The sequence below is a fragment of the Pseudomonas sp. NPDC078700 genome (assembly GCF_044542375.1).
GTDB lineage: Bacteria > Pseudomonadota > Gammaproteobacteria > Pseudomonadales > Pseudomonadaceae > Aquipseudomonas.
The window spans coordinates 420,753-444,961 of sequence record NZ_JBITUI010000004.1 but is presented as its reverse complement, the minus strand read 5'-3'; the positions used below and the strand labels follow the sequence as shown (position 1 = coordinate 444,961).

The following is a 24,209-nucleotide window of genomic DNA, read 5'->3' as shown; positions in this document are numbered from 1 at the left end:
GCTAAGCCAGCAGCGTCAAAATAATCGGCAAGCTAGCAGCTGCGAGTAGCGTTTGCAGGGTGATTGCGCCTGCCATGAGCTGGCTGTCACCACCCAAGTGTCGAGTCAGTACATAGGCAGTGGGCGCAGTTGGCAGGGCAAAGAACAACACCAGTACTGTGGTTTCCATCGCTGGCAGCCCCAGCACCTGCGCAATCACCCAGGCCAACAGTGGCATGCCGACTAACCTGGCGACGCTGCTCCAGACCAGCGCCGGAACTTCGCCACCGAGTTCTTCTGGTTTCAATGCCGCGCCAACGCAAAGCAAGCCTAAGGGCAAGCTGGCAGCGGCGAGCATGCTAAGTAGTCGATCCGTACCGCCAGGCAGACCAATGCCACTGAGGTTGATAAGCGCGCCACCGAGGCAGGCGAGAATCAGCGGGTTCTTGAGGATTGGCAAGAGCAGGCTGCGCATATTGACGCCGCGTTCAGCGGTCAATGACCAGACCGACAGCACGTTAACTGTTGGCACCATCAGCGCCAGCATCAACGCGGCCAAGGTCAGGCCTGGTTGACCAAATAAGCTACCGACTGCAGCAAGCCCAAGGTAGGTGTTAAAGCGCAACGTGCCTTGGGTGAATACCCCAAACCGTGCGGCGGGCCAGCTGCGAAGGCGGCGCATTAGCAGCAGTGCCAACCAGCCGATGCCAAGCCCAAGCATCACCGCCAGTGCAAGCTGCTTGAGTGCAGGGTTATCTAAAGGCGCTCGGGCTAGACTGCTAAACAGCAGGGCAGGAAACAGTACGAAGTAGTTGAGGCGCTCGGCACCCGGCCAAAATGCTTCATTGGGAAAGCTCCAGCGCCGTAGGTAGAAACCCGCCACAATCAAAGCAAATAACGGCCACAAGGCCAAGAGCAGCTCAAGCACGGCAATCTCCTGCGATAGATAGGACGCTATCTTGCGCAGTGGCCGGTTAGAGTGCAAGGCTGGCGTTGTTGTTAGGGCAGGCAGCACCATTGAGCGGAGGTGACGATGAGCAATCTACACAGCGGCGGTTGCCAGTGCGGCGCTATGCGCTATCAGTTTTATGCGCCGTTGCATGACATCGCACATTGTCATTGCGCAATATGCAGGCGTTGTAGCGGCGCAATTGTGACGACCTGGATTACAGTGCCGCTGGCAAGTTTTGTCTGGCTTAAGGGCGTGGCTAAAAACTATGCGTCTTCAGCCAGTTGTACTCGTTACTTCTGTGCAGACTGTGGCGCTCAATTGGCGCTGTTAACCACGCTCAGCCCAGGTACTCTCGATGTCACCATTGCCACGCTCGATAACCCTGAGCTAGCACCGGCTGACCGACATATCTGGGTGCAAAGCCGCTTACCTTGGCTACGGCTTAATCCCGAGTTACCTGAAGAGCAACAAGAGTTTATCCCTTAAGGCAGCATTAAGCCGCCACTGGCCTTATGCATCTCGCGTAAGTGAGTGCCCAGTAGCTTGAGGTTGTTTTCAATGGTTTCCAGCTCTGCCAACCGTTCGGGTTCAAGCAGGCTGCGCACTTCATTGTCGAGCGAGCCACGCAGTTTTAACAGGTACTGTTGACGGGTACTGCTCTCTGTTTCAAGGCGCTGCCATTCGGCCTCTTGGGGCAAGCCGTAACCACTTTCGAGCATCTCAGCGGGCCTGCTTAAAAAGCCGCTATTGGCGAGGATCTGCTCCAGGGCATTACCGGCTTTGTCGAGACCGTGGTCGGGTACTTCACGGCCGCTGAGGTAGCGTTGCTTGAGTTCTTCCTGAGCAACCAGTATCTGCTTACGCTGTGCGGCTTTTTCCAGGAGCATCATTGCTGCTGTGGTGCGAATATCGGCTTGGGCAAACCACTGCTGGCGCTCTTTTGCAGGCAGTTCTAGCCACTCTTCTACGGTTTCCTGTTTGATCGGCAAGTGCTTACGCAATACATCAAACATGGCTTGGTAACGGTCACGGTAAGAGTCAAACAAATAACCCAGGCGCATGGCTTCTTTGCGGTTTTTGAGCATGCTGGAGTCAGCCAGCCCGCGACCCTCAAGGACTTCCAACAAGCCATTAGGCATGATGTTATCGAGGGTTTGAAGTTTGGGGTTATTGGTGCCGGCGCGCAGTAATTTCAAATTCTCGACGGCACAGTTGTTCGACAGGAAGTAGTAGTTGCCGTCGTAACTCCAGTGCTGCTCGATGGAGCGGGTCACGAAATCATTGATCTCTTGCCGGTCGAGAGTCATAGGCACTGAGATCAGGCTGCGCAGTTCAGTTTTAGTGTACTCATCAACTACCTGCGCCAATGGCAGAACGAACAACCGCGACGGGTAGGCGCCAATCATCGCGCCCCAGCTTGAGAGCTGCACATCGCCAATAAATGCACGGTAAGACAGTACCAGGCTCTGATCCAAGTCGAGCCGGCACGCCGGGCCACGAGGGCGGCCCGGTGCACAGATAACCAGGCGTATCATGCTGTGGCCCCAACGACTGGCGAGCTGGTCGTTGGCCTCCGCTAGCAGGTAATCGACCTCATACACGCGCTCTGGATCGATCTTGCCCAGAGGTTCCTTGGCAAAGTCATTGCCCGCATTGAGATAGGCGAGTGTCGTGTCGCAGGTGTTCTGGTCAGGGGGTGTCCAGGAAAACTGTTCGCGGTAATAGGCCGCTAATGTTGGGCGGCGACAAGCGAAGTCCGGGTCGAGCAGGAAATATTCCATATTGACCGCTACAAATTCGCGCGAGTTTTCCAGCTCATACAGGTCCGGGCTGCGGGCAACCTGATGGTTCTCTTGTTCGCGCACGCCGCGACGACCGACGTATTGAGGCCAGCCTGCTATATCCAGCAGGCGCGGATCATCGCTGAGGGTAAAGCGCCTCGCAGTTTCGCCGCGACAATTATCCGGCAAGCCAACAAGCCCGCTACTGCTGGCGCGGTTTTGACAGCGGCTCAGACGAATCCTTTCTGTCGCGGGCCACAGTTGTGCGCGGTCGTAGAGGTGAGTCAGTTCGTGAATGACCGTTGCCAGCAATTCCTTGCGGACAGTGCCATGGGGGCGGTTGGTCTTCTCGGCCTGCGCGCTGCCATCAACCAGAGATGGCAGCAGTCGGCGGTTAAGCCAGATTTGTTCGGTCTTTACCGTGCGGCCATAAACCTGATGTGGCAGTTTGTGCCAGCTGAAATTGACCTCGCGATCAAGCCGCTGCCGAAAGCTGGGGGGCAGTACTTTCAGCGCATCGTTGAGCAGCGTCTGGCTGGCAGTGAGTTCGGCAGCGTTTAAATCATCGCTGCCAACCTTCAGCCGTAACTGCGCATAGCCACTCGTTGAAGCAAGTAGCAGGCATAAAATCAGGCAGGTACGCGCCAGACTCACAGAGCGAGAATGGCTTCTGCTAGCGTCAGGTCGGAGGCATTTTCGGCTTCAGGTACGCGGCTACGGATAGTCGTTATCGCAGCTTCAAGATTGGCACCACGGATTTCACCTTGAGTGGCGACAAAGCTGGCAGCGTCATCATGGGCTTCACGCACAACTTTGGAGTCGCGGATTGAAGTGGTGGTGTCTGAGGTGAAATCAAGAGTGCGATCAAGCGCGCGGACGATGATATTACTGGTCGCAACCAGCGTCTGGGCTTGAGCAGTGCCAGCAATAAGCGCCGTAGTGGCGATGGTGGCGAACAAAATGCGACGCATAGAAATCTCCGAAATACAGTTTGATAGCGTTTGGACGAGCAATGCTCGGCCCAGTTCCGCTACACAAGCAGCAGAGTGGTATGCAGATTTTGACTCACAGAGCGGGCAGATAGCCAGTGATACGTCGCGAATGAATAACGCCACGATCAACTCGTGGCGTTATATGCAGCGTTATGGCGTTGCTTACAGGCTGATAATTGCCTGAGCAAGTTGCAAGTCGTTGGCTTGCAGGCTTGGAACGGTAGTACGGATGTGGTCCAGAGCGGCTTCTAAGTGAACACCACGAATGGCGCCATTACTGGCAACGAAACTGGCAGCATCATCGCGCGCAGCCAAAACCACTTTGTCGTCTTTGAAAGACGAGCTGACATCGGATGTCGCATCGGTTGTCGCCGCAACAGCGCCAACAATGGCATCGGTCGTGACAACAAAACTGGTGGCTGAGGCCTGTGCAGCCAGAGCCATAAGAGCGACGAAGCTAAGTGTGCGTAATGGGTTCATCCTGAAAACTCCAAGCTGTGGGTAAAAATACGGCATAAGGCACGTTGGGTAAGTATAAGCCTAGCCCGCTGATTATGCAGCGCGGGCAATGTTCGCGAATAAATATCTATAAAAATAAGCAACCACTGCTGCGCAGATTATGAACCTCGCCGCTGTATGAACTTGTATTGCTCTTAAAGTTGCGTGTCGTAAGCCTTTGGCTTTTTTTTTTCGCATTTTGTCTCGATTTCAGTCCAACCCCCGCAAACATTGGGTCAGCGCTAGGTGTCTAGCCTGCACCTTGCACAGGTTACAAAAAATTTCACATATCTATGCGGCTAGCTCTTGCAACCCTATCTAAAGACTGGTGATATTGAGGGGTAATCAAAAAAGCTGCTTGACCAAAATTGCCGCCATATTTCATGAAAAACCGCTAAAAATTGCGAATTAAGTACCTTTTAATCGTGCGGTTTTTCGGCGAAAGGTCAAGTCAGACTTAAAAATAATAACAATTTGGCTTGGTTGCTTGCAGCCAGGTATCTGACGCTAAAGGCTTGCAAGCCGTACATGATTATTCTCATCAGTTCGAAAATTACCCAGTCAAATATCCAGGCCTCCTTGGGTAAGGCGGAGTACAGCTATTTCTTTTTGCTGAAAGAATTTATGCCTGCTTTGCAAGCGTTTGCGGAGGTCATTAACGTTGAGTCGGCAGATCAGGTTGATAGCCTGTATCAGCAGTACCGCGAAACTGACGAGCAAGTTGTATTTCTTAGCGTTAGCCCGCCACAACAAACGCCTATTGGTCTTGCTTGTCCAACGATTTGTTTGTTCGCCTGGGAATTCGATAACGTCCCGGATGAGCCCTGGGAAGGTGAGCTGCGCAATGACTGGCGTTATGTCTTAAAAGGCATTGCCGGTGCCATAGCCTGCAGTCGTGAGTCTGCTGATGCCGTGCGTAAAGCAATGGGCAATGATTATCCCGTTACCGCGATCCCTGCGCCTGTTTGGTCTCGATTCCAATTGCTGATGCCAGAGGGCGGTTGGTTGCCATGCCACCCAGAGCGCTCAATGGAGTTCACGGGTCATGTCATCGACAGCCCGCTATTGGGACTTTCTGCCGATGGTTTGGTACAGCACATGCCTCGCCCAGAGCCTCCTGTGCTTATTTCTGCGACAAAGCCTGGTGCGAGCGTCGGGCGGACTCGGGCGATTTATCAAGCGTGGCGCGAAGCATTGGGCAATAGACCCAGTGCAATAGCCAGACGTGGCAAGCCCGCCGTCCCTCCGCAAAGTACCCTCGGCGCGCAACCTTTGCAGGCATGTCAAATTGAAGTGTCCGGGGTGGTTTTTACCACGGTATTGAATCCGCGGGATGGCCGGAAAAATTGGATCGATATCGTCACTGCATTCTGTTGGGCATTTTCTGAAACCACTGATGCGACGCTGGTTTTGAAGATGACACACCATGATTTGGAGCATTACCGAATCCCCCTACTGACCTTGTTGTCGCGGCTAGCACCATTCAAATGCCGGGTATTGGTACTGCACGGCTTTCTCGATGACCAGCAGTACCGCCAGTTAATTGAAGTCAGTGATTTTTATGTCAACGCATCAACCTGCGAAGGGTTATGCCTACCTTTGATGGAGTTTCTAGCTAGCGGAAAACCTGCTCTAGCTCCTCGGCACACGGCAATGCTCGATTACCTAGATGAGCAAATGGCCTATGTGGTGAAAACAACAGTCGAGCCATCATGTTGGGCGCATGATCCTTGTGGGATTTTCCGCACCCGTAAATATCGTTTGAACTGGCAATCGCTGATGGAGGGCTATCGCCATTGCTATCGGGTTGCTCGCGATGATGCTGAGCTTTACCAGCGAATGTCCCAGCATGCTTGGCAGCAATTGCGTGAGTTCTCTGATACCCCTGTGGTTGCTACGCAGTTGCAAAATTTCTTGCACGGAGTGATTGCTGGTGTTGAGCAACCCGTGGCGAGGGCGCAGGCATGAAGTTTTTGCTCTATAGCGCCATGAACGCTGAAACCGTAGTGCAAAATTTGGGTGAACCCGAATACAGCTACTTTTTTGTGCTGCGCGAGTTTTTGCCGCTATTAAAGACCCTCGGTGAAGTGGTTTTAATTGCTAATCCGACTGTTGAGGTTGATGTGCATTACTCGGCGGCTCAAGCCAAGGGCGAGGACTGTGTGTTTCTCAGCTTCACGCCACCTCATCTGACGTGTCGCGACTTAGCTTGCCCAACGATTCCTGTGTTCGCATGGGAATTCAGTAGCATGCCGGATGAAACTTGGTGGGCAGATCGACCAGAAAATGACTGGCGTAGTTGTCTCGCACAGTGCGGTACTGCAATCGTCCACTCAGCGCAAAGTGTGCGGGCAGTCCGCCAGATCATGGGTGAAGCATTTCCAGTGGTTTCTATCCCTGCGCCTGTTTGGGATCGACTTGAACCCGTGCGCAGGGCTTTGCAAGCAGCTCCAGCCGCTCGAACACAGCCATTGGCGATCGAGCGCGGGGTGGTTTTTGATAGTCATGATGCAGATTTTGCTCGCTTGCTGCCCACCGCAGAAGATATTGAGCGTGAGGTGGCTGAGTCCCGCGGCATTATTCCAATCGAGAGTCATCTTGGGTATAGACGCCGCCCGGGGACCATCGTTGGGATTACTCAATATTATTTGCGGTATTGGTATCAGCAGGTAGTGGCTCCAGCTCTACCCGCGTCGTTTATTGCTGTGTTGGACCGTTTTATCGAGAGCATTGACCCGTGGCAGGCCGGTGCACGCCAACTTGAGTTAAGTGGAGTGGTATTTACCAGTTTATTTAATCCCCAAGATGGCCGTAAAAACTGGGTGGATATGCTGACTGCCTTTTGCGCAGCCTTTAAAGATGAGCCCAATGCGACGCTGGTCTTCAAATTAGGCCACCACCGTTATGAGGATGCTGTAAGAGGAATCCTGATGGCAATGTCGCGGCTGGATCCGTTTCAGTGTCGGGTGGTGTTGGTGCATGGCTATTTGAGTGGTGATGGCTACACCCAATTGATTCAGGCCACACACTACATCGTGAATGCATCTTATGGTGAAGGCCAATGCCTGCCACTGATGGAATATTTGTCCTGTGGAAAGCCGGCCATTGCTCCTCAACATTCGGCAATGGCCGACTACATTGACGACAGCGTTGGTTTTGTTGTCGACAGCTGGGCGGATGCGACAGCCTGGCCCCATGACCCGCGTATAGCCTACCGGACACTGCGTCAGCAAATAGATTGGCAGTCCCTGAAAGAAGCCTACAGCGCAGCATATCGCTGTGCCCAAGAGCACCCGGAGCGCTATCAGCAGTTGGCGCAAAATGCGATCAACCGCATGAAAAAACATTGCTCTTACTCGGTGGCCAGCGAGCAGGTAATTGGCTTTCTTCAAGCTGAAGAGCAGGTGTCAGCATGAAGATTTTGCAAAAACTTTTTCAGCGTCTCAATTCATCGACGGCACCTGAAGTAGCTGATAGTGAGGCACAGGCAGCGACTGATTATGTCGATGCACGTGATTGCGGGTTGGTTGATGCCGTACAAAGCGGCTGGTTTCAGAACGCCACCGATGAATTGTTCACAGGGTTTGCAATCTCAGCTGAGGATGTGGTGCTTGATATAGGCTGCGGGGCTGGTGGAGCCACGCTGTTCTGCGCCAATCGCGGTGCGCACGTGGTGTTCACTGACGTAATTGCCGACAAAATTGAAGCGCTTACTGACAAGCTCGCCCAAACGCCTGCGCGAGCTGTTGAGGGCATGGTTTCTGACAGCCTGCCGCTGCCATTGGCTGATGACTACGCCACACGGATTATCGCTCTTGAGGTGCTTGAGCATGTCGAAGACCCTGCTCAGGTCTTGGGTGAACTGGTCCGTGTCGCCCGTCCGGGGGCGTTATTCCTATTGGCTGTGCCCGATCCAGTTGGCGAACACATCCAAAAAGACTGCGCGGCACCGCATTACTTCAGTCATCCCAATCACATTCACATCTTTGAACGTGAAGCTTTCGCCGAGCTGGTTAAGGGAGCCGGTCTAGTCATTGAGCGTCGCGCCTCCTATGGCTTCTTCTGGACCATGTGGATGCTGATGTATTGGACGCAACAAAAACACAGTGGTGAGCACGACTCAGGGGAAACCCATGATGTTGTGCACCCGCCTTATAGCGCGCTGGTCGAGGATTGGTCGAGCCTGTGGCGTCGCCTGATTGATATGCCGGAGTTCTCACCGGTGAAGCAGAACCTGGACAGTTTAATGCCGAAAAGCCAGGTAATTGTTGCACGCAAACCCAGCTAGCAAGCCCGCCACGAGCCAATAATAGGAATAAAAATGCTCAGTCAATTTAAGCGCTTTTTTAAAGCCGAGCCAGTTGAAAGCATCGCCCCAGTTGTGGCGGTAGTTGCTGAACCGGTAGCTGCTCCGCCACCGGTGCAAATGCCAGAAGTAGATGTTGGCTTGGCTGACAGCTATATGAGTGGCTGGATGCGTGGGGACACCGGTGAGTTAATTGAAGGGTTCGCCATTACAGCTGCAGACACACTCTTAGACATTGGCTGTGGTGATGGTGGCTATGCGGGCTTTAGTGCTCGTCAGGGTGCAGCCATTATTCTGGCGGACGTTGATGCCGAAAAAATTGAATCGGCGCGACGCCATGTTGAGGCCTCTGGCGCAAGAAGTGTTCAGGCGCTGGTGACTGATGCAAATCCGCTGCCGTTACCTGACGCTCATGTCACTCGTGTTGTCGCCATGGAAGTGCTTGAACATGTTGATGATCCAGCACAGTTTATGGCCGAGCTCGTGAGAGTTGCGGCTCCTGGTGCACTGTTTTTACTGACGGTGCCGGATGAGTTGATTGAGACAATACAAACCCATATTGCGCCGCCCATCTATTTCGAAAAGCCCAACCACATCCGTATTTTCAAACGTGGTGAGCTTGAGCAGTTGGCAAAGGATGCCGGGCTTACGATCGAGCGCACGACGCAATACGGCTTTTATCACTCAGTTTGGTGGTCGCTGTATTGGGCTTGTGAGAATCAGCCTCTTTCGCCACCTTGGCATCCATTGATTGAAAACTGGAGGCAAACCTGGTCAACCCTTTTATCTCTGCCTCAAGGCAAGCAGATTAAGTTGGCACTGGATGCCGCCATGCCGAAAAGCCAAGTCGTTATTGCGCGTAAACCCTTATGACCCGTCTTTTTGTCACGGGTCGCAGTGGCTTTGTTGGCCAGCATTTGCAGGCAGCGCTAAAGGCAATGCCATCAACTAAGTGGCAACTTATTGAGTCGGCCAAGTTTGATTTGCTTGACCCTGTATCGCTGGATGCTGCACTTGCTGAGCAGTGCCCAGATGCGGTCATCCATCTTGCCGGGCAAACTTTTGTTCCAGAGGCATTTCGTGATCCTCAGAAAACATTTGAAGTGAACCTGCTGGGCACATTGAACCTACTGCAGGCACTCAAACGGCGTGGTTTTAACGGCACCTTTTTGTACGTCAGTTCGGGCGATGTATACGGGCGGGTTGATGATTCGGACATGCCTATAACCGAGGCCCGGTTGGTGACGCCGCGTAATCCTTATGCGGTGAGCAAGGTTTCTGCTGAACTGCTGTGCCTGCAGTGGGGTTACACCGAGTCCTGGCGAGTGTTGATTGCCCGCCCGTTTAACCATATTGGCAGTGGTCAGAATGAAACCTTTTTAGTGGCTGACATGGCGCGCCAACTCGTACGTATCCAGCGTGGGCAGCAGCGGCCTGTGTTGACCGTGGGCGACGTTGATGTCACCCGTGATTTTCTCGATGTTAGCGATGTGGTGGACGCGTACTTGCTCCTGCTTGAACACGGCCAAAGTGGAGAGGTTTACAACCTGTGCTCGGGGCAGGAGCGAAAGATCCGCGACGTGATCAATCAGATGGCGCATTTGGCTGGGGTTGACGTGACGCTTGAGCAAGACCCTGCACGTTTCCGTCGAGCGGAACAGCGCAGGGTAGTTGGTTGCTCCGAGAAACTTCAACAACAGACGGGCTGGAAGGCGTGTGCAGGTTTTTCCCAGACGCTGGTCAATGTCCTCAGGGACTGGGAGGGTCGAGAGCACCATTAATATAAACCCCGATAAGGTTTGATTGGCGAGTCCAACCAAGGGTTGCAGCTAGCTCTGAAGAACAGATGAGAAGACTGGGTGTAAACCCGGCGATAACTTTCCAGAGGCCCTGCTCAGAGTCATCTCTGAGAGAAGTAAGAGAACAATAATGTATAAAAAAGCGCTTATTACAGGTTTAACCGGCCAAGACGGTGCGTACTTGGCCAAACTGCTTCTAGATAAAGGTTACGAAGTGCACGGCCTCGTTGCCCGGCGCAGTACTGATACCCGCTGGCGCTTGCGCGAGCTTGGGGTTGAGTCGCGCATTATCTATCACGATGGTGACTTGGCGGATGCATCTTCTGTGCAGCGCGCTGTGCTCAAGGCTCGTCCTGATGAGGTGTATAACCTCGGAGCACAAAGCTTTGTCGGTAGTTCGTGGGATCAACCTATTACCACAGGCATTGTGGATGGTTTGGGCGTCACCCATATGCTCGAAGCCATTCGCCAGTTCAGCCCTGAGACGCGCTTCTATCAAGCATCGACCAGCGAAATGTTCGGGTTGATACAGGCTGAGCGTCAGGATGAAAACACACCATTTTATCCGCGCAGTCCATACGGTGTGGCCAAATTGTATGGTCACTGGATCACCGTTAACTACCGCGAAAGCTACGGCTTACACGCCTCCAGCGGGATTTTGTTCAACCACGAATCGCCGTTGCGCGGTATTGAGTTTGTCACACGCAAAGTGACCGATGCGGTGGCCCGCATTAAACAAGGTAAACAGCGTGAACTGCGCTTGGGCAACATTGACGCTCAACGCGACTGGGGTTTTGCTGGCGATTACGTTGAGGCTATGTGGCTGATGCTGCAGCAAGACCGGGCGGATGACTTTGTGATTGCGACGGGCATCACCACCACGGTGCGTGAGATGTGCCGCATCGCGTTTTCGTATGTGGAGTTGAATTATCAGGATCACGTAGTGATTGATCCTGAGTTCTTCCGTCCCGCCGAAGTCGAAGTGCTATTGGGTAACCCGGCCAAAGCTGAGCGAGTGCTTGGCTGGTCCCCCAAGACCAACCTCGAAGTCTTGATTCAATCGATGGTCGAAGCTGACCTTAAGCGTGTAGCCAAGGAGTGATCTGATGATAGTTCCTGTGATTTTGTCCGGTGGTGCTGGAACACGCTTATGGCCAGTCTCGCGCGAGGGGCAGCCTAAACCCTTTATGCTTATGCCAGACGGCGAATCCTTGCTGGCCAAGACCTACCGCCGTGCTGCTGACTTGGTTGTCGATGGTGGTGAAATCGTCACGGTGACCAATCGTGATTACTACTTTCAAAGCAAGGATCACTTTTTAGCCGCAAAGCTGCGACCACGCCGTCCTCATTTTATTCTTGAGCCCGTTGGACGCAACACTGCGCCTGCGGTCGCAATTGCGGCGCTGACGCTGGCGCACAATCACGGTGACGACGTAGTGATGGTGGTGATGCCTGCTGACCACCTAATTTGCGATAGCGCGGGTTTTCAGGCCTCAGTCAAGCATGCCGAGCAACTTGCGTTGGAAGGATACTTGGTGACGTTCGGGATTCCTCCTACTGGGCCTGAAACCGGCTTCGGCTACATTGAGACCGGCGAAGCACTCAACGCTAACGGTGCCGCTCGAGTGGCACGATTCGTCGAAAAGCCAGATGCCAGTACTGCTAAAGTCTATTTAGATAGTGGCAAGTTTCTTTGGAATTCGGGGATGTTTTGCTTCACCGCAGGTACTTTTATTGCGGAGCTTGAGCGGTATGCTCCTGAGATGCTGGAGCGAGTGCGCGAATGCGTTGAGCAAAGCCCTGCGCAAGAGGTTCCAACATTGGTTCAGCGTGAGCTGGATATAAAAACCTTCTCTGAGATGCCCGATATTTCCATCGATTACGCATTGATGGAGGTCTCGGAGCGCGTGGCTGTGATACCGGCAACCTTTGACTGGAGCGATATTGGGTCGTGGAATGCCATGAGCCAGTTGGTTGAGCCGGATGCACACAATAACAGGACGACCAGCAATGCCTTGTTTATTGATAGCCACAATAATTATGTGCAGAGCGATGGTCGGATGGTCGCAACAGTCGGTTTGGATAACCTGATTGTGATTGATACCGATGATGCCTTGTTAGTCGCCCATGCAGACCGTGCCCAAGATGTCCGGCTAGTGGTGAAGCAACTCAAAGATAACAATCATGACGCCTATCGCTTGCATCGGACCGTGAGCAGGCCGTGGGGAACCTTCACCGTGCTTGAAGAGGGCCCGCGTTTCAAGATCAAGCGCATTGTGGTCAAGCCGGGGGCCTCGCTGTCGCTGCAAATGCACCATCACCGCAGTGAACACTGGATTGTGGTTAAGGGCATGGCCAAGGTTACCAACGGCGATGGTGCTCGACTGGTTAACAGCGATCAATCGACTTATATCGCTGCAGGTCACAAACACAGGTTGGAGAACCCGGGAGTTATTGAACTGGTGATGATTGAGGTGCAGAGCGGTGAGTACCTTGGTGAGGACGACATTGTGCGTTTTGAAGACCAGTACGGCAGGGTGGTCTGATGGCTTTGAGTATGGCGCGCTCGGTATGGAATTACCGCGGCTTTGTCGTCGGCAGTGTTAAGCGTGAATTTCAGACCCGCTACCAGAACTCACTATTGGGGGCTGCTTGGGCCGTGCTAAATCCGCTGTCGATGATCATCGTTTACACGGTGATTTTCTCGCAGTTAATGAAAGCACGGCTGCCCGGGGTTGATAACGGCCTCGCCTATGGGATCTATCTCTGTGCGGGGATCCTCACGTGGGGCTTTTTTGCCGAGGTCATCGGTCGTAGCCAATCAGTTTTCCTTGAGCACGCAAATCTGATCAAAAAGCTCAGTTTTCCACGAATCTGTTTACCGCTAATTGTGGTACTCAATGCCGGGGTGAACTTTGCAATCATCTTTGCCATCTTCTTGAGTTTTTTGCTCGCCACCCAGAATTTTCCCGGCTGGGTTGTGGTAGCAGTGATTCCGCTGGTGATGATTCAGGTCCTGTTCTCGATCGGTCTTGGCATCATGCTCGGCGTACTCAATGTGTTCTTTCGCGATGTCGGTCAATTCGTCGGTATATTCCTGCAGTTCTGGTTCTGGTTCACGCCTATTGTCTACCCGGCCTCAATTCTTCCAGATTGGGTTAAGCCGTTATTGGCTGCTAACCCGATGGTGCCATTGATTAGTGCCTATCAAGGCATCTTTGTTTATGGCCGTTGGCCTGAGTGGTCGTCGCTTATTCCGACGCTGATCATCGCCGGGGTTTTGTGCCTTTTGGCAATGCGCTTATTTCGAAAGCGCTCAGGTGAAATGGTGGATGAACTCTAATGGGGAGCATTCAAGTCAGCCAACTGGGCAAAGCATACAAACAATACACCTCTCGCTGGGCACGTCTGGCCGAGTGGTTTATTCCTTTTTCACCACCCAGACACCAACTTAAGTGGGTGCTTCAAGATCTGTCTTTTACTGTTAATCCGGGTGAAGCGTTGGGCATTATTGGCGTCAATGGAGCCGGTAAAAGCACCCTGTTAAAGATGATCACCGGAACGACTCAACCCAATGCCGGGCGTATTCAACTGCATGGCCGCGTCGCCGCGTTGCTGGAACTAGGTATGGGGTTTCACCCTGACTTTAGTGGTCGGCAGAATGTGTTTATGGCTGGGCAGCTACTGGGTTTAGGGATGGATGAGCTACATGAGTTGATGCCGGAGATTGAAGCATTTGCTGAAATCGGCGAGTACATCGATCATCCGGTCCGCACCTATTCCAGCGGCATGCAAATGCGCTTGGCATTCAGCGTTGCAACCGCACGCCGACCGGACGTATTGATTGTCGATGAAGCCTTATCGGTAGGTGATGCGTATTTTCAGCATAAAAGCTTTGCGCGCATTCGTGAGTTTCGCAAAGCAGGCACCACATTGTTGATTGTGTCCCATGACCGTCAGGCAATACAGAACCTCTGTGACCGGGCAATTTTGCTTGCTAACGGTAAGCTGGCGCTTGAAGGATCGCCTGAAGAGGTGATGGATTTTTACAGTGCAATGCTGGCTGAAAAAGAGCAGCAAACCGTTCGCCAAGAACGCCTTGAGAGCGGACAAGTCAGAACCATTTCTGGGACTGGTGAAGCAGGTTTTGCCGATATCGCCCTGATCAACGATCAGGGGCAGCGAGTAGAGGTTATTTCTGTCGGAGCTATGGTTACGCTTGAAGTGACCGTTGATGTTCGGGCAGACGTACCAAGATTGGTTCTGGGCTTCATGATCAAGGACCGCATGGGTCAAGCGATGTATGGCATCAATACCCATCGCCTTAACCAGCCAGTAGAAAACCTGAAGGCAGGCGAGCAAGTGGTTTATCGCTTCAGGTTTCCTGCTCGTCTTGGTAAAGGTAATTATTCAATTGCACTGTCTTTGTCACGCTTCGACTCGCACCTCGATACTAACTACGAATGGCGTGATTTTGCGCTGGTGTTCCATGTCATCAACATCAAACAGGCTGATTTTGTCGGCTGTGCCTGGCTTGATTCAGATGTGTCTATCGAGCGCAGCGAAGCTGTAGTTGCGACAACTGTCGAGGGTTAAGGATGACGATGCGATTTCTAGTTGAATGCACCTATGTATTTGAACACCCGAATGACAACTCGGGGATCCAGCGCGTTGTGCGTAATGTGATCAACCAACTGTCTGCAGTTGATGCTTCTGTAGAGTGCATCCCGATCATGATGCAGGCGGGCGAGATACACCAGGTGCTCAGTTTGGCTCCTCTGCCGACGCAGCAGCTTTCATGGAAGCATAAGCTTCAGGTCAAGCTTGAGCATTGGCGAAATCGCTTCTGGTATTTACATGCGCAGGTTGAACGACGGACGCTTTTGCGTTATTCGCATACATTGCGTCGGATCTTTTATGTGCTTTGCCGCTTGGCGGGTCTGAGTTTTAGCATTCCGATCCGATTGCTTGATAGCTTAACTAATGACAAGCCTGCGCCAGAGCGTGCGGTCGTCTTTGAGTGTCGAAAGGGTGACCAGCTATTGCTGCTCGACTCATCGTGGCATGCGGACTTCTTTCCACTGGCTGAGCGATTGAAGCGTGAAGGCGTGGGTATTATTTCGGTGATTTATGACCTTATCCCGCTAACCCATCCGCAGTTTTGTGATGCCGGCTTGGTCAAAGTATTTGATCGTTGGTTTGACTGGATCTCGCAAACCGCTGATGGGTTTATCGCAATCTCCTCTACCATCAGCGAGCAAGTTAAAGCTGAAGTGACTAGCAGAATTGGTAAGGTCGAAGCAGGAGCGCGTTGGTTCGATCATTTTCATCTGGGCTCCGAGCTTGATCTGGTAGTCGCTAATACAAAACTCGAGAGCAAGCTGCTTACTCTATTTGACGGCACTGCCCCGGTTTACCTGATGGTCAGCACCATCGAACCGCGCAAGAATCATGCGTACTTGCTTGATGCTTTTGAATTGCTATGGCAAAAGGGCTCGCCTGCGTGCCTATGCATTATCGGTAAAGTGGGTTGGAAGTGTGATGCATTGATTGAACGCATTGCGTCTCATCCTGAGCTGAACCAGCGCTTATTTATGTTTAACGAGCTGGACGATGCCGGGCTCGAATATGCCTATAACCATTCTCGGGCGTTAGTGTTTCCTTCATATGTTGAAGGCTTTGGACTGCCCTTGGTGGAAGCAATGCAGCGGGGCTTGCCAGCAATGGCCAGTGCCATCCCAGTGTTTGAGGAAATTGGTGGTGATTTTATGGCTTACTTCAAGCTTGATCAGCCCGCCTCTCTCGCTGCACTCGTCGAGACCTTCGAGCAAACTGGGCGCTTTCCGGCTTCCAATGACTTACAGCAATGGTCTTGGTTGAGCTGGAATGATTCAACTCGCCAACTGATTGGTCGTACCGTTAGCCATGTTATGCAGGCGAAATCGAGCGACAGAATATTGAGTGGGTTTGATGCCAAAACGCATAGTGCTTAACGCAGGCATTTTGCGGGCGCCACGTACTGGTATTGGTCAGTATTTGGCTGAGCTCGCCAATGAGCTGTCCAAGCAAGATGATCTCCAGTTACAGTTTTTTACTGGCTGGGGCTGGAGTGAGCAATTGCCTGATACGCCTATGCCAGGCTATTCACGTTGGAGCAATCTGATTAAACGCTGGGTACCTGGTGCTTACCCATTACGTCGTGCGTTAGAACAGCAGCGTTTTACACAAGGTTTACGCAAGCAACCCGCGAGCCTGTATCACGACCCCAGTCTTTGGCCGTTTGAGTTTGATGGGCCCATGGTGATGACCCTGCATGACCTCACGCATTTGCATTACCCGCACACGCAACCGGCTGATCGGATTATTGAAATAGAGCGTCATACTGCGAGTGCAGTGCAACGCGCCGCTAGGATCCTCGTTGATTCCGAGTTCATTGCCGCTGAAGTCATAAAGCATTACGGGCTAGCTAAAGACAAACTTGTCGTCGCGCCTTTGGGGTGTTCTGAGCGTTTTAAACCTCGTGTTGCTGAGGTTTTACTCGAACCTTTGCAATCATTCGGGTTGAGCCCAGGGCAGTATTTGCTGTGTGTCGGGACGCTTGAGCCGCGTAAGAACTTACAGCTGGCGTTGAGTGCACATCAGCGGTTACCCGAGCCGGTGCGTAAGCGCTATCCCCTCGTTATTGCTGGGATGGCTGGCTGGCTTCCTGACAGTTACTCCGAGTCTTTGCAGCAGGCATTATCGGGTGGCTATGCCCATATGTTGGGTTATCTGCCTGATGCTTTGCTTGCGCAAATCGTATCGGGCGCGAGGGTGCTGATATTCCCGTCGCTCTACGAAGGCTTTGGTTTGCCGGTGCTCGAAGCAATGAACAGTGGTGTACCTGTTGTTCTGAGTCGAAGAGCTTCATTACCGGAGGTTGCCGGTGGTGCAGGGAGCTATGTTGATGTGGACGATGCGACAGCCTGTGCAGAAATAATCACTCAATTGCTGGAGGATCAACAGCTTTGGCAGGCAAAACGCGATGCGGGGCTAAAGCGTGCTCAACAGTTTTCTTGGCAGCGCTGCGCAGCGATCACGGCTGATGCATATCGACAGGTAATGGTGGATTAATGCGTGTTTTACATTTTTTTAAAACTTACCTGCCTGAGTCTATGGGCGGTATTGAACAGGTTATCTATCAGCTATGCCAAGGCAGTGCTGCGCAAGGCATTGATAGCCATGTGCTGACATTGAGCGCCGAAAAAGAGCCCAAGGATTTTGCGTTAGGATCGCATCAAGTTCACCGTGCAAATTTGGACTTTTATCTCGCGTCTACGGGCTTTTCATACAGCGTTTTTAAGCGTTTCCGTGAGTTGGCGGCAGAGGCGGATATTATTAATTATCACTTTCCGTGGCCCTTTATGGATGTGGTGCACTTTGCGTCTTCAGTGAATAAGCCAACCGTTGTCACCTATCACTCGGACATTGTTCGTCAACAAGGCTTACTGCAGCTTTATAAGCCAGTAATGAATCGCTTTCTCAGCAGTGTCGACAGAATCATTGCGGCGTCACCTAATTACATGCACACCAGTGAGGTGCTGACACGTTTTGCTAATAAGACGCGAGTGATTCCCTACGGGCTCGATAAAGCAACCTACCCAACACCTGATCTTGAGCGTTTGGGTCATTGGCGAAAGCAGTTTGGCCCGCGTTTCTTTCTCTTTGTTGGAGTTATGCGTTATTACAAAGGGTTGCATATTTTGCTGGATGCCTTAGCGGGTACAAATTATCCAGTGGTTATTCTTGGAGCTGGCCCATTGGAGCAGGAGCTTCGCGCTCAAGCTCAACGGCTGGGCCTGAATCACGTACATTTTGTTGGCCGTTTGGGGGACGAAGATAAGGTGACATTGCTGCAGTTATGCAGTGCGATCGTATTCCCCTCTCATTTGCGCTCGGAGGCTTTTGGCATTTCTTTACTCGAAGGTGCGATGTATGGAAAGCCAATGATTTCCAGTGAAATAGGCACGGGGACCAGTTATATCAATATTCATGGAGAGACAGGTTTGGTGGTCCCGCCGAGTAACCCTCAAGCTTTTCGTGAGGCCATGCGCATGCTATGGGACAACCCCGAACTTGCTGCGCAAATGGGTGTTCGCGCATTGGAGCGTTATGAGCGAGTGTTTTCTGCCCAGCGTATGTGCGAACAAACAGCTGAGCTGTATCAAGAGTTACTCGATGCTCCACAGCAGCGAGCAGAGCCCTGCGCCTGAGTGGAAGTTTAACCGTTCAGAACGATTCAGCTTTACCCGCCCACAAAAAAACCGCCAAGCTTAGCTATGGCGGTTTTTTAATGACCTGAATTTAGCGCCAGAAAGGCTTCTTCAGCTCTGAGTGGCGCTGGCTTTCAGTAATGCCTGCGTCGGCCAGGAGACGCGCATCGAGTCGAGCCAGTTGACGTCGGCTGACGATGCGGCGCTGCCACAACAATAATGTGGCAGCCATACGCAGCGGAGCACCGCTGATAATAGAAGTTGGTTTTGCTTCAAACAACAAGTCGGAACTGAGGGTACGTTCCATGATGTGTATCCTTCCGCTTGTGGCGGTGTGAGAGAGTATTTTGCTTGGTACTAATGATCGCTGATTTACAAATTAGGCAGTAGTGACAGCTGATATGAATTGTTGTGTTAATAGATAGGATGCTTTGTAACTGTTCATGTGTTTTTTTAGAAAACTGTACTGCATAAAAGTCATTTGGCCATGTTTGCCGTGATTTGGCAGGTAATTTAACTGCTATTTCTCAGGATTACAGAATAAAGCTACCGGTACAGTTGTAAATTGATCGCGAATTATTGTTGACCTGTTTTTCAGGTTATATGGATATTCTGGCTTGTTTTAAGTGATCTGTACTGGTTCTAGGCTTTGATTGATTCGCACAGTTTGCCTGGCTTAAACCTCCACTGTTTATTCTCAGGTGATACGGCGGATTGGCAAGGCAGAGCAGCGTCACGACCCTATGCCGTATAAAGATGGCGGGTACTTGTAATAGTTGTGTCCTCTAAGCGTCTTTACTTGCAGATGCCTGTCGCGACTCTGGCCAAGGATGCGCAGGTGTGACTCAAAAAAGGTGAGGAAACAGCTGTGAACAAAATAGGTGGATTTACTGGTGCCGCACTAATTGCGTCTTGCGCAGTGCTCTCGGTGCAGGCTGACGAGAAGTTTTCAACGCAGGTTGATGCCAAGGGCACCATTGCTTTGCCTGAGGATTTCCGCGCGACAATGTCGCATTTAGGATCATGGTTTGTGCCTAGCGGTGAGGCCAGTGGCTTTCATGATGTATATCTAGACTCAGAAGCCGTCACAGCATTTCGCAAGACGGGGAAATTCCCGGATGGTGCGGTGATGGTCAAGGAGTTACGCCATGCCAAAGTTGGTAACTACACCACGGGTGCCGGGGTCAGCCACGCAACGGATATCAAACAAACCTTTGTCATGGTCAAAGACAGCACCAACCGTTATGCCGGGAAAAATCCCGCATGGGGCGAAGGTTGGGGATGGGCGCTGTTCACACCGGACAGTGCAGGTAAGAGTGTGGTGACTGACTACAGAATTGACTGCTTAGGCTGCCATGCCCCCGCCAAAGCTAAGGACTGGATTTACACTGAAGGTTATCCAACCCTGGGTGCTAAATAAGCAACTGCTTGCATAACGCTTAGCCTCTGCAGGCACAATTAAAAAGGCCCAAGCTGGAGATCAGCTTGGGCCTTTTTATGCCGCTGTTGCGCATAAGTCATGATGGGTACGCTTGGCGCTATCACCGCTTATTTACGGGGTCTAGCGCCGTGGTGGAACCGGGCGAGTTCGTCCACTGCCATCAATGGCAACGAAGACAAATACGGCTTCGGTGACCTTACGCCATTCACTGGAGAGTGGGTCGTCGCTCCAGACTTCTACCAACATCTGGATCGAGCTGCGGCCGATTTCAAGCTCTTGTGTGTAGAACGACAATTGCGCGCCAACAGCGACTGGGACCATAAAAGCCATGCGGTCTACCGCTACGGTCGCGACGCGCCCGCCAGCAACTTTGCTCGCCATGGCGGTGCCTGCGAGATCCATTTGGGATACAAGCCAGCCACCGTAAATATCGCCAAAACCATTGGTTTCACGGGGCAGCGCAGTGATTTGCAGCGCTAAATCACCTTGCGGAATCGGGTCATCCTGTTCGAAGTCATTCATAGACGTAACAGCTCGCGGCGCAGTTGTTGTTTTGGGGCGCTAAAGACAAGCGCAGGGCGAGTATACCGACTGAGTGGTCGTTGAGCGACCGCAGCCATCGATTAGCCACAATATAAGCAAAATAAGCAAATTTCAGCGTTTGGCAGCCATACAGGCAAATTAATGGCAAACGTCATCTAACTGTCACATTGTTTTCATAGATTGGTCACACGGCCTGCAGATACTTGGGCCCGTTCCATCCAACACTACCTTCTGCTAGGAGCAAGGCATGAAATTCAAGCGTTTGATGGCGGCCATGACTTTTGTCGCCGCTGGCGTTACTGCCGCTAGCGCGGTTGCCGCTATCGACCCGGCTCTGCCGACCTATGAAAAAACCTCCGGTGTATCCGGTAACCTGTCGAGCGTCGGCTCTGACACCCTGGCTAACCTGATGACGCTTTGGGCAGAGAACTACAAAAAGTTCTACCCGAACGTGAACATCCAGATTCAGGCTGCTGGTTCTTCTACTGCGCCACCTGCTTTGACTGAAGGCACTGCTAACCTCGGCCCAATGAGCCGTAAGATGAAAGATGCCGAGCTGCAAGCATTCGAAGAAAAATACGGCTACAAGCCGACTGCAGTTCCAGTGGCTATCGATGCCTTGGCTGTATTCGTACACAAAGATAACCCAATCAAGAGCCTGACCATGGCTCAGGTTGACGCGATCTTCTCGGCGACCCGTCTGTGCGGTGAAGCCAAAGAAATCAAAACCTGGGGTGACGCAGGTATGACCGGTGAGTGGGCGGGTAAGCCAATTCAGTTGTTCGGTCGTAACTCGGTATCCGGCACCTACGGTTACTTCAAAGAAGAAGCCTTGTGCAAGGGTGACTTCCGTTCAAACGTCAACGAACAACCTGGTTCGGCCTCAGTGGTTCAGTCGATCTCCAGCACTGTTAATGCCATCGGTTACTCGGGCATTGGCTACAAAACTTCCAGCGTTCGCGCTGTAGCTCTGGTCGACAAGCAAGGCAATGCTGAGGAAGCCACTGAAGCCAACGCTTTGGCAGGTAAGTACCCACTGTCGCGTTTCCTCTACGTTTACGTAAACAAGGCGCCAAACAAGCCTTTGAGCCCGCTCGATGCACAGTTCCTGAAAATGGTTCTGTCTAAGCAGGGTCAAGAGGTTGTAGTGAAAGACGGTTATATCCCGCTGCCGGCCAAAGTGTCTGAAAAAGCCATGAAGGAACTGGGTCTGTAAGCGACCCCGGTATCGCGAAAGGACAGCGCCCGCACTCAGAAACGAGCGCGGGCGTTGTCATGTCACCGAGCTGTAACCTTTCTGTCATATAAGACCGTTAGATTTGTGCCTCCGCTGACTCAAGGCGCGCGTGCAAAAACCGCCCAGAGATCCTCGTATGAACGACTTGGCCAATGAATCCATGACTGCATCCACCGACAACAGCCAAAGAATCGACTTCAATACGCCAGCTTTGCTGCGTAAGCGTCGTAACCGAGCGCTCAAAGACCGCATGGCGCGTTGGTACGTGTCGATTGGTGGCTTGGCGGTACTGGCAACCATTACCCTGATTTTCTTTTACCTCGCCTACGTGGTGATGCCGATTTTCTCCGGCGCAGATATAACTGCGCATAAAGCTCAGCAACCCGCTTGGTTGGCGGAGCAAGGCGATGCACTGATGCTCGCTGTTGAAGAACAAAACAAGGTCGCGATGCGTTTGAATCGCAACGGCCGTGTGCAGTTCTTTACCCTTAAAGATGGGGCTGCATTGACTAGCATTGATCTGCCGATTCCGTCAGGTGTCAGCATCTCCTCATTCAGTGAAGATCAACCCGGTAGCCGTCGCACCATCGTCGGTTTGTCTGACGGCACTGCGTTGGTCTTCAAGCAAAATTACAACGTCACTTACCCGAACAACGTTAAAACCATCACCCCGGTGATTCAGTACCCGTTCGGTGAAACGCCGATCAAGCTTGACCCCCAGGGGCGTCCGTTGGAGCACGTGGCGGTGAACGTCAATGGTGACAACGTGCTGTTAACCGGGTCGGTTGGGTCTGAACTGCGCGCCATGTCGATTGTGAATGAGGAAAACGAGTTCACCGGCGAATCCAGCCAAGAGCAACAAGCGCTAAACCTGCCGCAGATTGCTGAGCCGATTAAAGCGCTGCAGATTGATCCGCGCGGGCAATGGTTGTACGTGTTCAACGGCAAAGCCACTGCCGATGTTTTCGACCTGCGCAGCAAAAGCCTGAATGGCCGTTACACATTGCTTAAAGGCGATGCACAAGTGACTGCTGTGAGCCCATTGCTGGGCGGTATTTCATTGTTGATTGGTGACAGCAAGGGCGGCATTGGTCAGTGGTTCATGGTGCGTGACAACGACGGCAAGTCGGTTCTGACCCATATTCGCGGCTTCCAGATGAAGGACAGCCCGGTGACTCAGTTTATGCCTGAGGAGCGTCGCAAAGGCTTTATGGCCATGGATACCCAAGGCAATCTGGGCATATTCCACAGCACGGCGCATCGTACCTTGCTGGTTGACCCAGTGGCCAAAGGTGCCAGCATTGCCGCCTTGTCACCGCGGGCAAACCGCCTGTTGGTTGAGTCGGGCGGCCAATTGCAAACCTACACTGTTGATAACCCACACCCTGAGGTTTCTTGGAGTTCGCTGTGGGGCAAGGTTTGGTACGAAAGCTACGACGAACCTAAGTACATCTGGCAATCAACTTCAGCCAACGGCGACTTTGAACCCAAGCTGAGCTTGGCACCTTTGACCTTCGGTACGCTCAAGGCCGCGTTCTACGCCATGCTGCTGGCGGCTCCACTGGCCATCTGCGCGGCGATCTACACCGCTTATTTCATGGCCCCGGCCATGCGCGGCAAGATCAAGCCGGTTATTGAGCTGATGGAAGCATTGCCGACCGTTATTCTGGGCTTCTTCGCCGGCTTGTTCCTGGCACCATATGTCGAAGGGCATCTGCCGGGGATATTCAGTCTGCTCCTGCTTACGCCCATAGGCGTGCTGCTGGCTGCGTTTCTTTGGAGTCGTCTGCCGGAGCGCGTTCGCCTAGTGGTGCCAGATGGTTGGGAAGCGGCGCTGCTGATCCCGGTAATTCTGCTAATCGGTACTGTTTCGCTGTCGATGAGCGGGCACATGGAGAACTGGCTATTTGGCGGCGATATGCGCCTTTGGTTGAGCAATGATCTGGGTATCGCCTTCGATCAGCGCAACGCCTTGGTGGTGGGATTGGCCATGGGCTTTGCGGTTATCCCCAACATCTATTCGATTGCTGAAGATGCTGTGTTCAGTGTGCCTAAGAGTTTGACCTTTGGTTCGCTGGCACTGGGTGCAACCCCGTGGCAAACCCTGACTCGCGTTGTGATTCTGACGGCCAGCCCCGGCATTTTCTCAGCGTTGATGATCGGTATGGGCCGTGCCGTGGGTGAAACCATGATCGTGCTGATGGCCACAGGCAACACGCCGATTATGGACATGAACATCTTTGAAGGCCTGCGCACACTGGCTGCTAACGTTGCGGTTGAGATGCCGGAGTCGGAAGTGGGCAGCAGCCATTATCGAATCTTGTTCCTCTCGGCGTTAGTGCTGTTGAGCTTCACCTTCGTGATGAACACGCTGGCTGAAATCATCCGAACCCGCCTGCGTAAGAAATACGCCTCGCTCTAAGACTCAG

22 protein-coding genes are annotated in these 24,209 nt (G+C 52.5%); 16 read left to right on the top strand and 6 right to left on the bottom strand.

The features are described from left to right. Position 1: 1 nt before the first annotated feature. On the bottom strand, positions 2-907 hold the full coding sequence (locus ACIGCM_RS16170) for an AEC family transporter (protein WP_397503091.1): 906 nt from the start codon (positions 905-907) through the stop codon (positions 2-4). A 105-nt stretch (positions 908-1,012) separates the two neighbouring features. Here ACIGCM_RS16170 and ACIGCM_RS16165 point away from each other — a divergent pair, with 105 nt between their 5' ends. After that, complete coding sequence (locus tag ACIGCM_RS16165) at positions 1,013-1,417, top strand: GFA family protein (RefSeq protein ID WP_397503090.1); 405 nt, start codon at positions 1,013-1,015, stop codon at positions 1,415-1,417. Here ACIGCM_RS16165 and ACIGCM_RS16160 read toward each other — a convergent pair. The 3 genes from ACIGCM_RS16160 to ACIGCM_RS16150 all read right to left on the bottom strand — a co-directional run bounded on the left by ACIGCM_RS16160 (position 1,414) and on the right by ACIGCM_RS16150 (position 4,184). Next, the gene (locus tag ACIGCM_RS16160; protein WP_397503089.1) at positions 1,414-3,366 is read right to left on the bottom strand and encodes a DUF4105 domain-containing protein; all 1,953 of its coding nucleotides are present in this window, start codon (positions 3,364-3,366) and stop codon (positions 1,414-1,416) included. The two genes, ACIGCM_RS16165 and ACIGCM_RS16160, sit on opposite strands and share 4 nt — an antisense overlap. Continuing rightward, entirely contained in the window at positions 3,363-3,683 is a 321-nt protein-coding gene (locus ACIGCM_RS16155) for a DUF2388 domain-containing protein (RefSeq protein WP_397503088.1), read from the bottom strand. The genes ACIGCM_RS16160 and ACIGCM_RS16155 overlap by 4 nt, the downstream gene beginning before the upstream one ends. 183 nt (positions 3,684-3,866) lie before the next feature. Further along, a complete protein-coding gene (locus ACIGCM_RS16150) occupies positions 3,867-4,184 on the bottom strand; it encodes a DUF2388 domain-containing protein (protein ID WP_397503087.1) in 318 nt (105 codons plus the stop codon). 546 nt (positions 4,185-4,730) lie between these two features. Here ACIGCM_RS16150 and ACIGCM_RS16145 point away from each other — a divergent pair. The 12 genes from ACIGCM_RS16145 (at position 4,731) to ACIGCM_RS16090 (ending at position 18,559) form a co-directional block, all read left to right on the top strand. Beyond that, complete coding sequence (locus ACIGCM_RS16145; protein ID WP_397503086.1) at positions 4,731-6,170, top strand: glycosyltransferase family 1 protein; 1,440 nt, start codon at positions 4,731-4,733, stop codon at positions 6,168-6,170. Next, a complete protein-coding gene (locus ACIGCM_RS16140; protein WP_397503085.1) occupies positions 6,167-7,618 on the top strand; it encodes a glycosyltransferase in 1,452 nt (483 codons plus the stop codon). The genes ACIGCM_RS16145 and ACIGCM_RS16140 overlap by 4 nt, the downstream gene beginning before the upstream one ends. Then, positions 7,615-8,490 carry a methyltransferase domain-containing protein gene (locus tag ACIGCM_RS16135; RefSeq protein WP_397503084.1) on the top strand — a complete coding sequence of 292 codons (876 nt, stop codon included), beginning with the start codon at positions 7,615-7,617 and terminating at the stop codon, positions 8,488-8,490. Before ACIGCM_RS16140 ends, ACIGCM_RS16135 begins: the two co-directional genes overlap by 4 nt. A gap of 33 nt (positions 8,491-8,523) precedes the next feature. Further along, entirely contained in the window at positions 8,524-9,381 is an 858-nt protein-coding gene (locus ACIGCM_RS16130; protein WP_397503083.1) for a class I SAM-dependent methyltransferase, read from the top strand. Continuing rightward, positions 9,378-10,289, top strand: a complete 912-nt coding sequence (locus ACIGCM_RS16125; RefSeq protein WP_397503082.1) for a GDP-mannose 4,6-dehydratase — start codon at positions 9,378-9,380, stop codon at positions 10,287-10,289. Before ACIGCM_RS16130 ends, ACIGCM_RS16125 begins: the two co-directional genes overlap by 4 nt. 148 nt (positions 10,290-10,437) lie before the next feature. Continuing rightward, positions 10,438-11,409 (top strand): GDP-mannose 4,6-dehydratase, encoded by a 972-nt coding sequence (gene gmd / locus ACIGCM_RS16120; RefSeq protein WP_397503081.1) that lies wholly within the window; start codon positions 10,438-10,440, stop codon positions 11,407-11,409. 4 nt (positions 11,410-11,413) lie between these two features. Continuing rightward, positions 11,414-12,853 (top strand): mannose-1-phosphate guanylyltransferase/mannose-6-phosphate isomerase, encoded by a 1,440-nt coding sequence (locus tag ACIGCM_RS16115; protein WP_397503080.1) that lies wholly within the window; start codon positions 11,414-11,416, stop codon positions 12,851-12,853. Further along, entirely contained in the window at positions 12,853-13,650 is a 798-nt protein-coding gene (locus ACIGCM_RS16110; RefSeq protein ID WP_397503079.1) for an ABC transporter permease, read from the top strand. The genes ACIGCM_RS16115 and ACIGCM_RS16110 overlap by 1 nt, the downstream gene beginning before the upstream one ends. Beyond that, positions 13,650-14,903, top strand: a complete 1,254-nt coding sequence (locus ACIGCM_RS16105; protein WP_397503078.1) for an ABC transporter ATP-binding protein — start codon at positions 13,650-13,652, stop codon at positions 14,901-14,903. The genes ACIGCM_RS16110 and ACIGCM_RS16105 overlap by 1 nt, the downstream gene beginning before the upstream one ends. Positions 14,904-14,911: 8 nt before the next feature. Beyond that, a complete protein-coding gene (locus tag ACIGCM_RS16100) occupies positions 14,912-16,300 on the top strand; it encodes a glycosyltransferase family 4 protein (RefSeq protein WP_397503077.1) in 1,389 nt (462 codons plus the stop codon). Then, on the top strand, positions 16,278-17,420 hold the full coding sequence (locus ACIGCM_RS16095; protein WP_397503076.1) for a glycosyltransferase family 4 protein: 1,143 nt from the start codon (positions 16,278-16,280) through the stop codon (positions 17,418-17,420). The genes ACIGCM_RS16100 and ACIGCM_RS16095 overlap by 23 nt, the downstream gene beginning before the upstream one ends. Further along, positions 17,420-18,559 carry a glycosyltransferase family 4 protein gene (locus ACIGCM_RS16090; protein ID WP_397503075.1) on the top strand — a complete coding sequence of 380 codons (1,140 nt, stop codon included), beginning with the start codon at positions 17,420-17,422 and terminating at the stop codon, positions 18,557-18,559. The genes ACIGCM_RS16095 and ACIGCM_RS16090 overlap by 1 nt, the downstream gene beginning before the upstream one ends. 91 nt (positions 18,560-18,650) lie before the next feature. Here ACIGCM_RS16090 and ACIGCM_RS16085 read toward each other — a convergent pair whose 3' ends face one another. Beyond that, positions 18,651-18,866 (bottom strand): DUF1127 domain-containing protein, encoded by a 216-nt coding sequence (locus tag ACIGCM_RS16085; RefSeq protein ID WP_397503074.1) that lies wholly within the window; start codon positions 18,864-18,866, stop codon positions 18,651-18,653. A 561-nt stretch (positions 18,867-19,427) separates the two neighbouring features. Here ACIGCM_RS16085 and ACIGCM_RS16080 point away from each other — a divergent pair. Beyond that, positions 19,428-19,979 carry a cytochrome P460 family protein gene (locus ACIGCM_RS16080; RefSeq protein ID WP_397503073.1) on the top strand — a complete coding sequence of 184 codons (552 nt, stop codon included), beginning with the start codon at positions 19,428-19,430 and terminating at the stop codon, positions 19,977-19,979. 141 nt (positions 19,980-20,120) lie between these two features. Here the strand turns inward: ACIGCM_RS16080 and ACIGCM_RS16075 are convergent, their stop codons facing one another. Beyond that, positions 20,121-20,522 carry an acyl-CoA thioesterase gene (locus ACIGCM_RS16075; protein WP_087518792.1) on the bottom strand — a complete coding sequence of 134 codons (402 nt, stop codon included), beginning with the start codon at positions 20,520-20,522 and terminating at the stop codon, positions 20,121-20,123. A 268-nt stretch (positions 20,523-20,790) separates the two neighbouring features. Here ACIGCM_RS16075 and ACIGCM_RS16070 point away from each other — a divergent pair, with 268 nt between their 5' ends. Next, positions 20,791-21,759 (top strand): phosphate ABC transporter substrate-binding protein PstS family protein, encoded by a 969-nt coding sequence (locus ACIGCM_RS16070; protein ID WP_397503072.1) that lies wholly within the window; start codon positions 20,791-20,793, stop codon positions 21,757-21,759. A 157-nt stretch (positions 21,760-21,916) separates the two neighbouring features. Next, entirely contained in the window at positions 21,917-24,202 is a 2,286-nt protein-coding gene (locus ACIGCM_RS16065) for a phosphate ABC transporter permease (RefSeq protein WP_397503071.1), read from the top strand. The last annotated feature ends 7 nt before the right edge of the window (positions 24,203-24,209 follow it).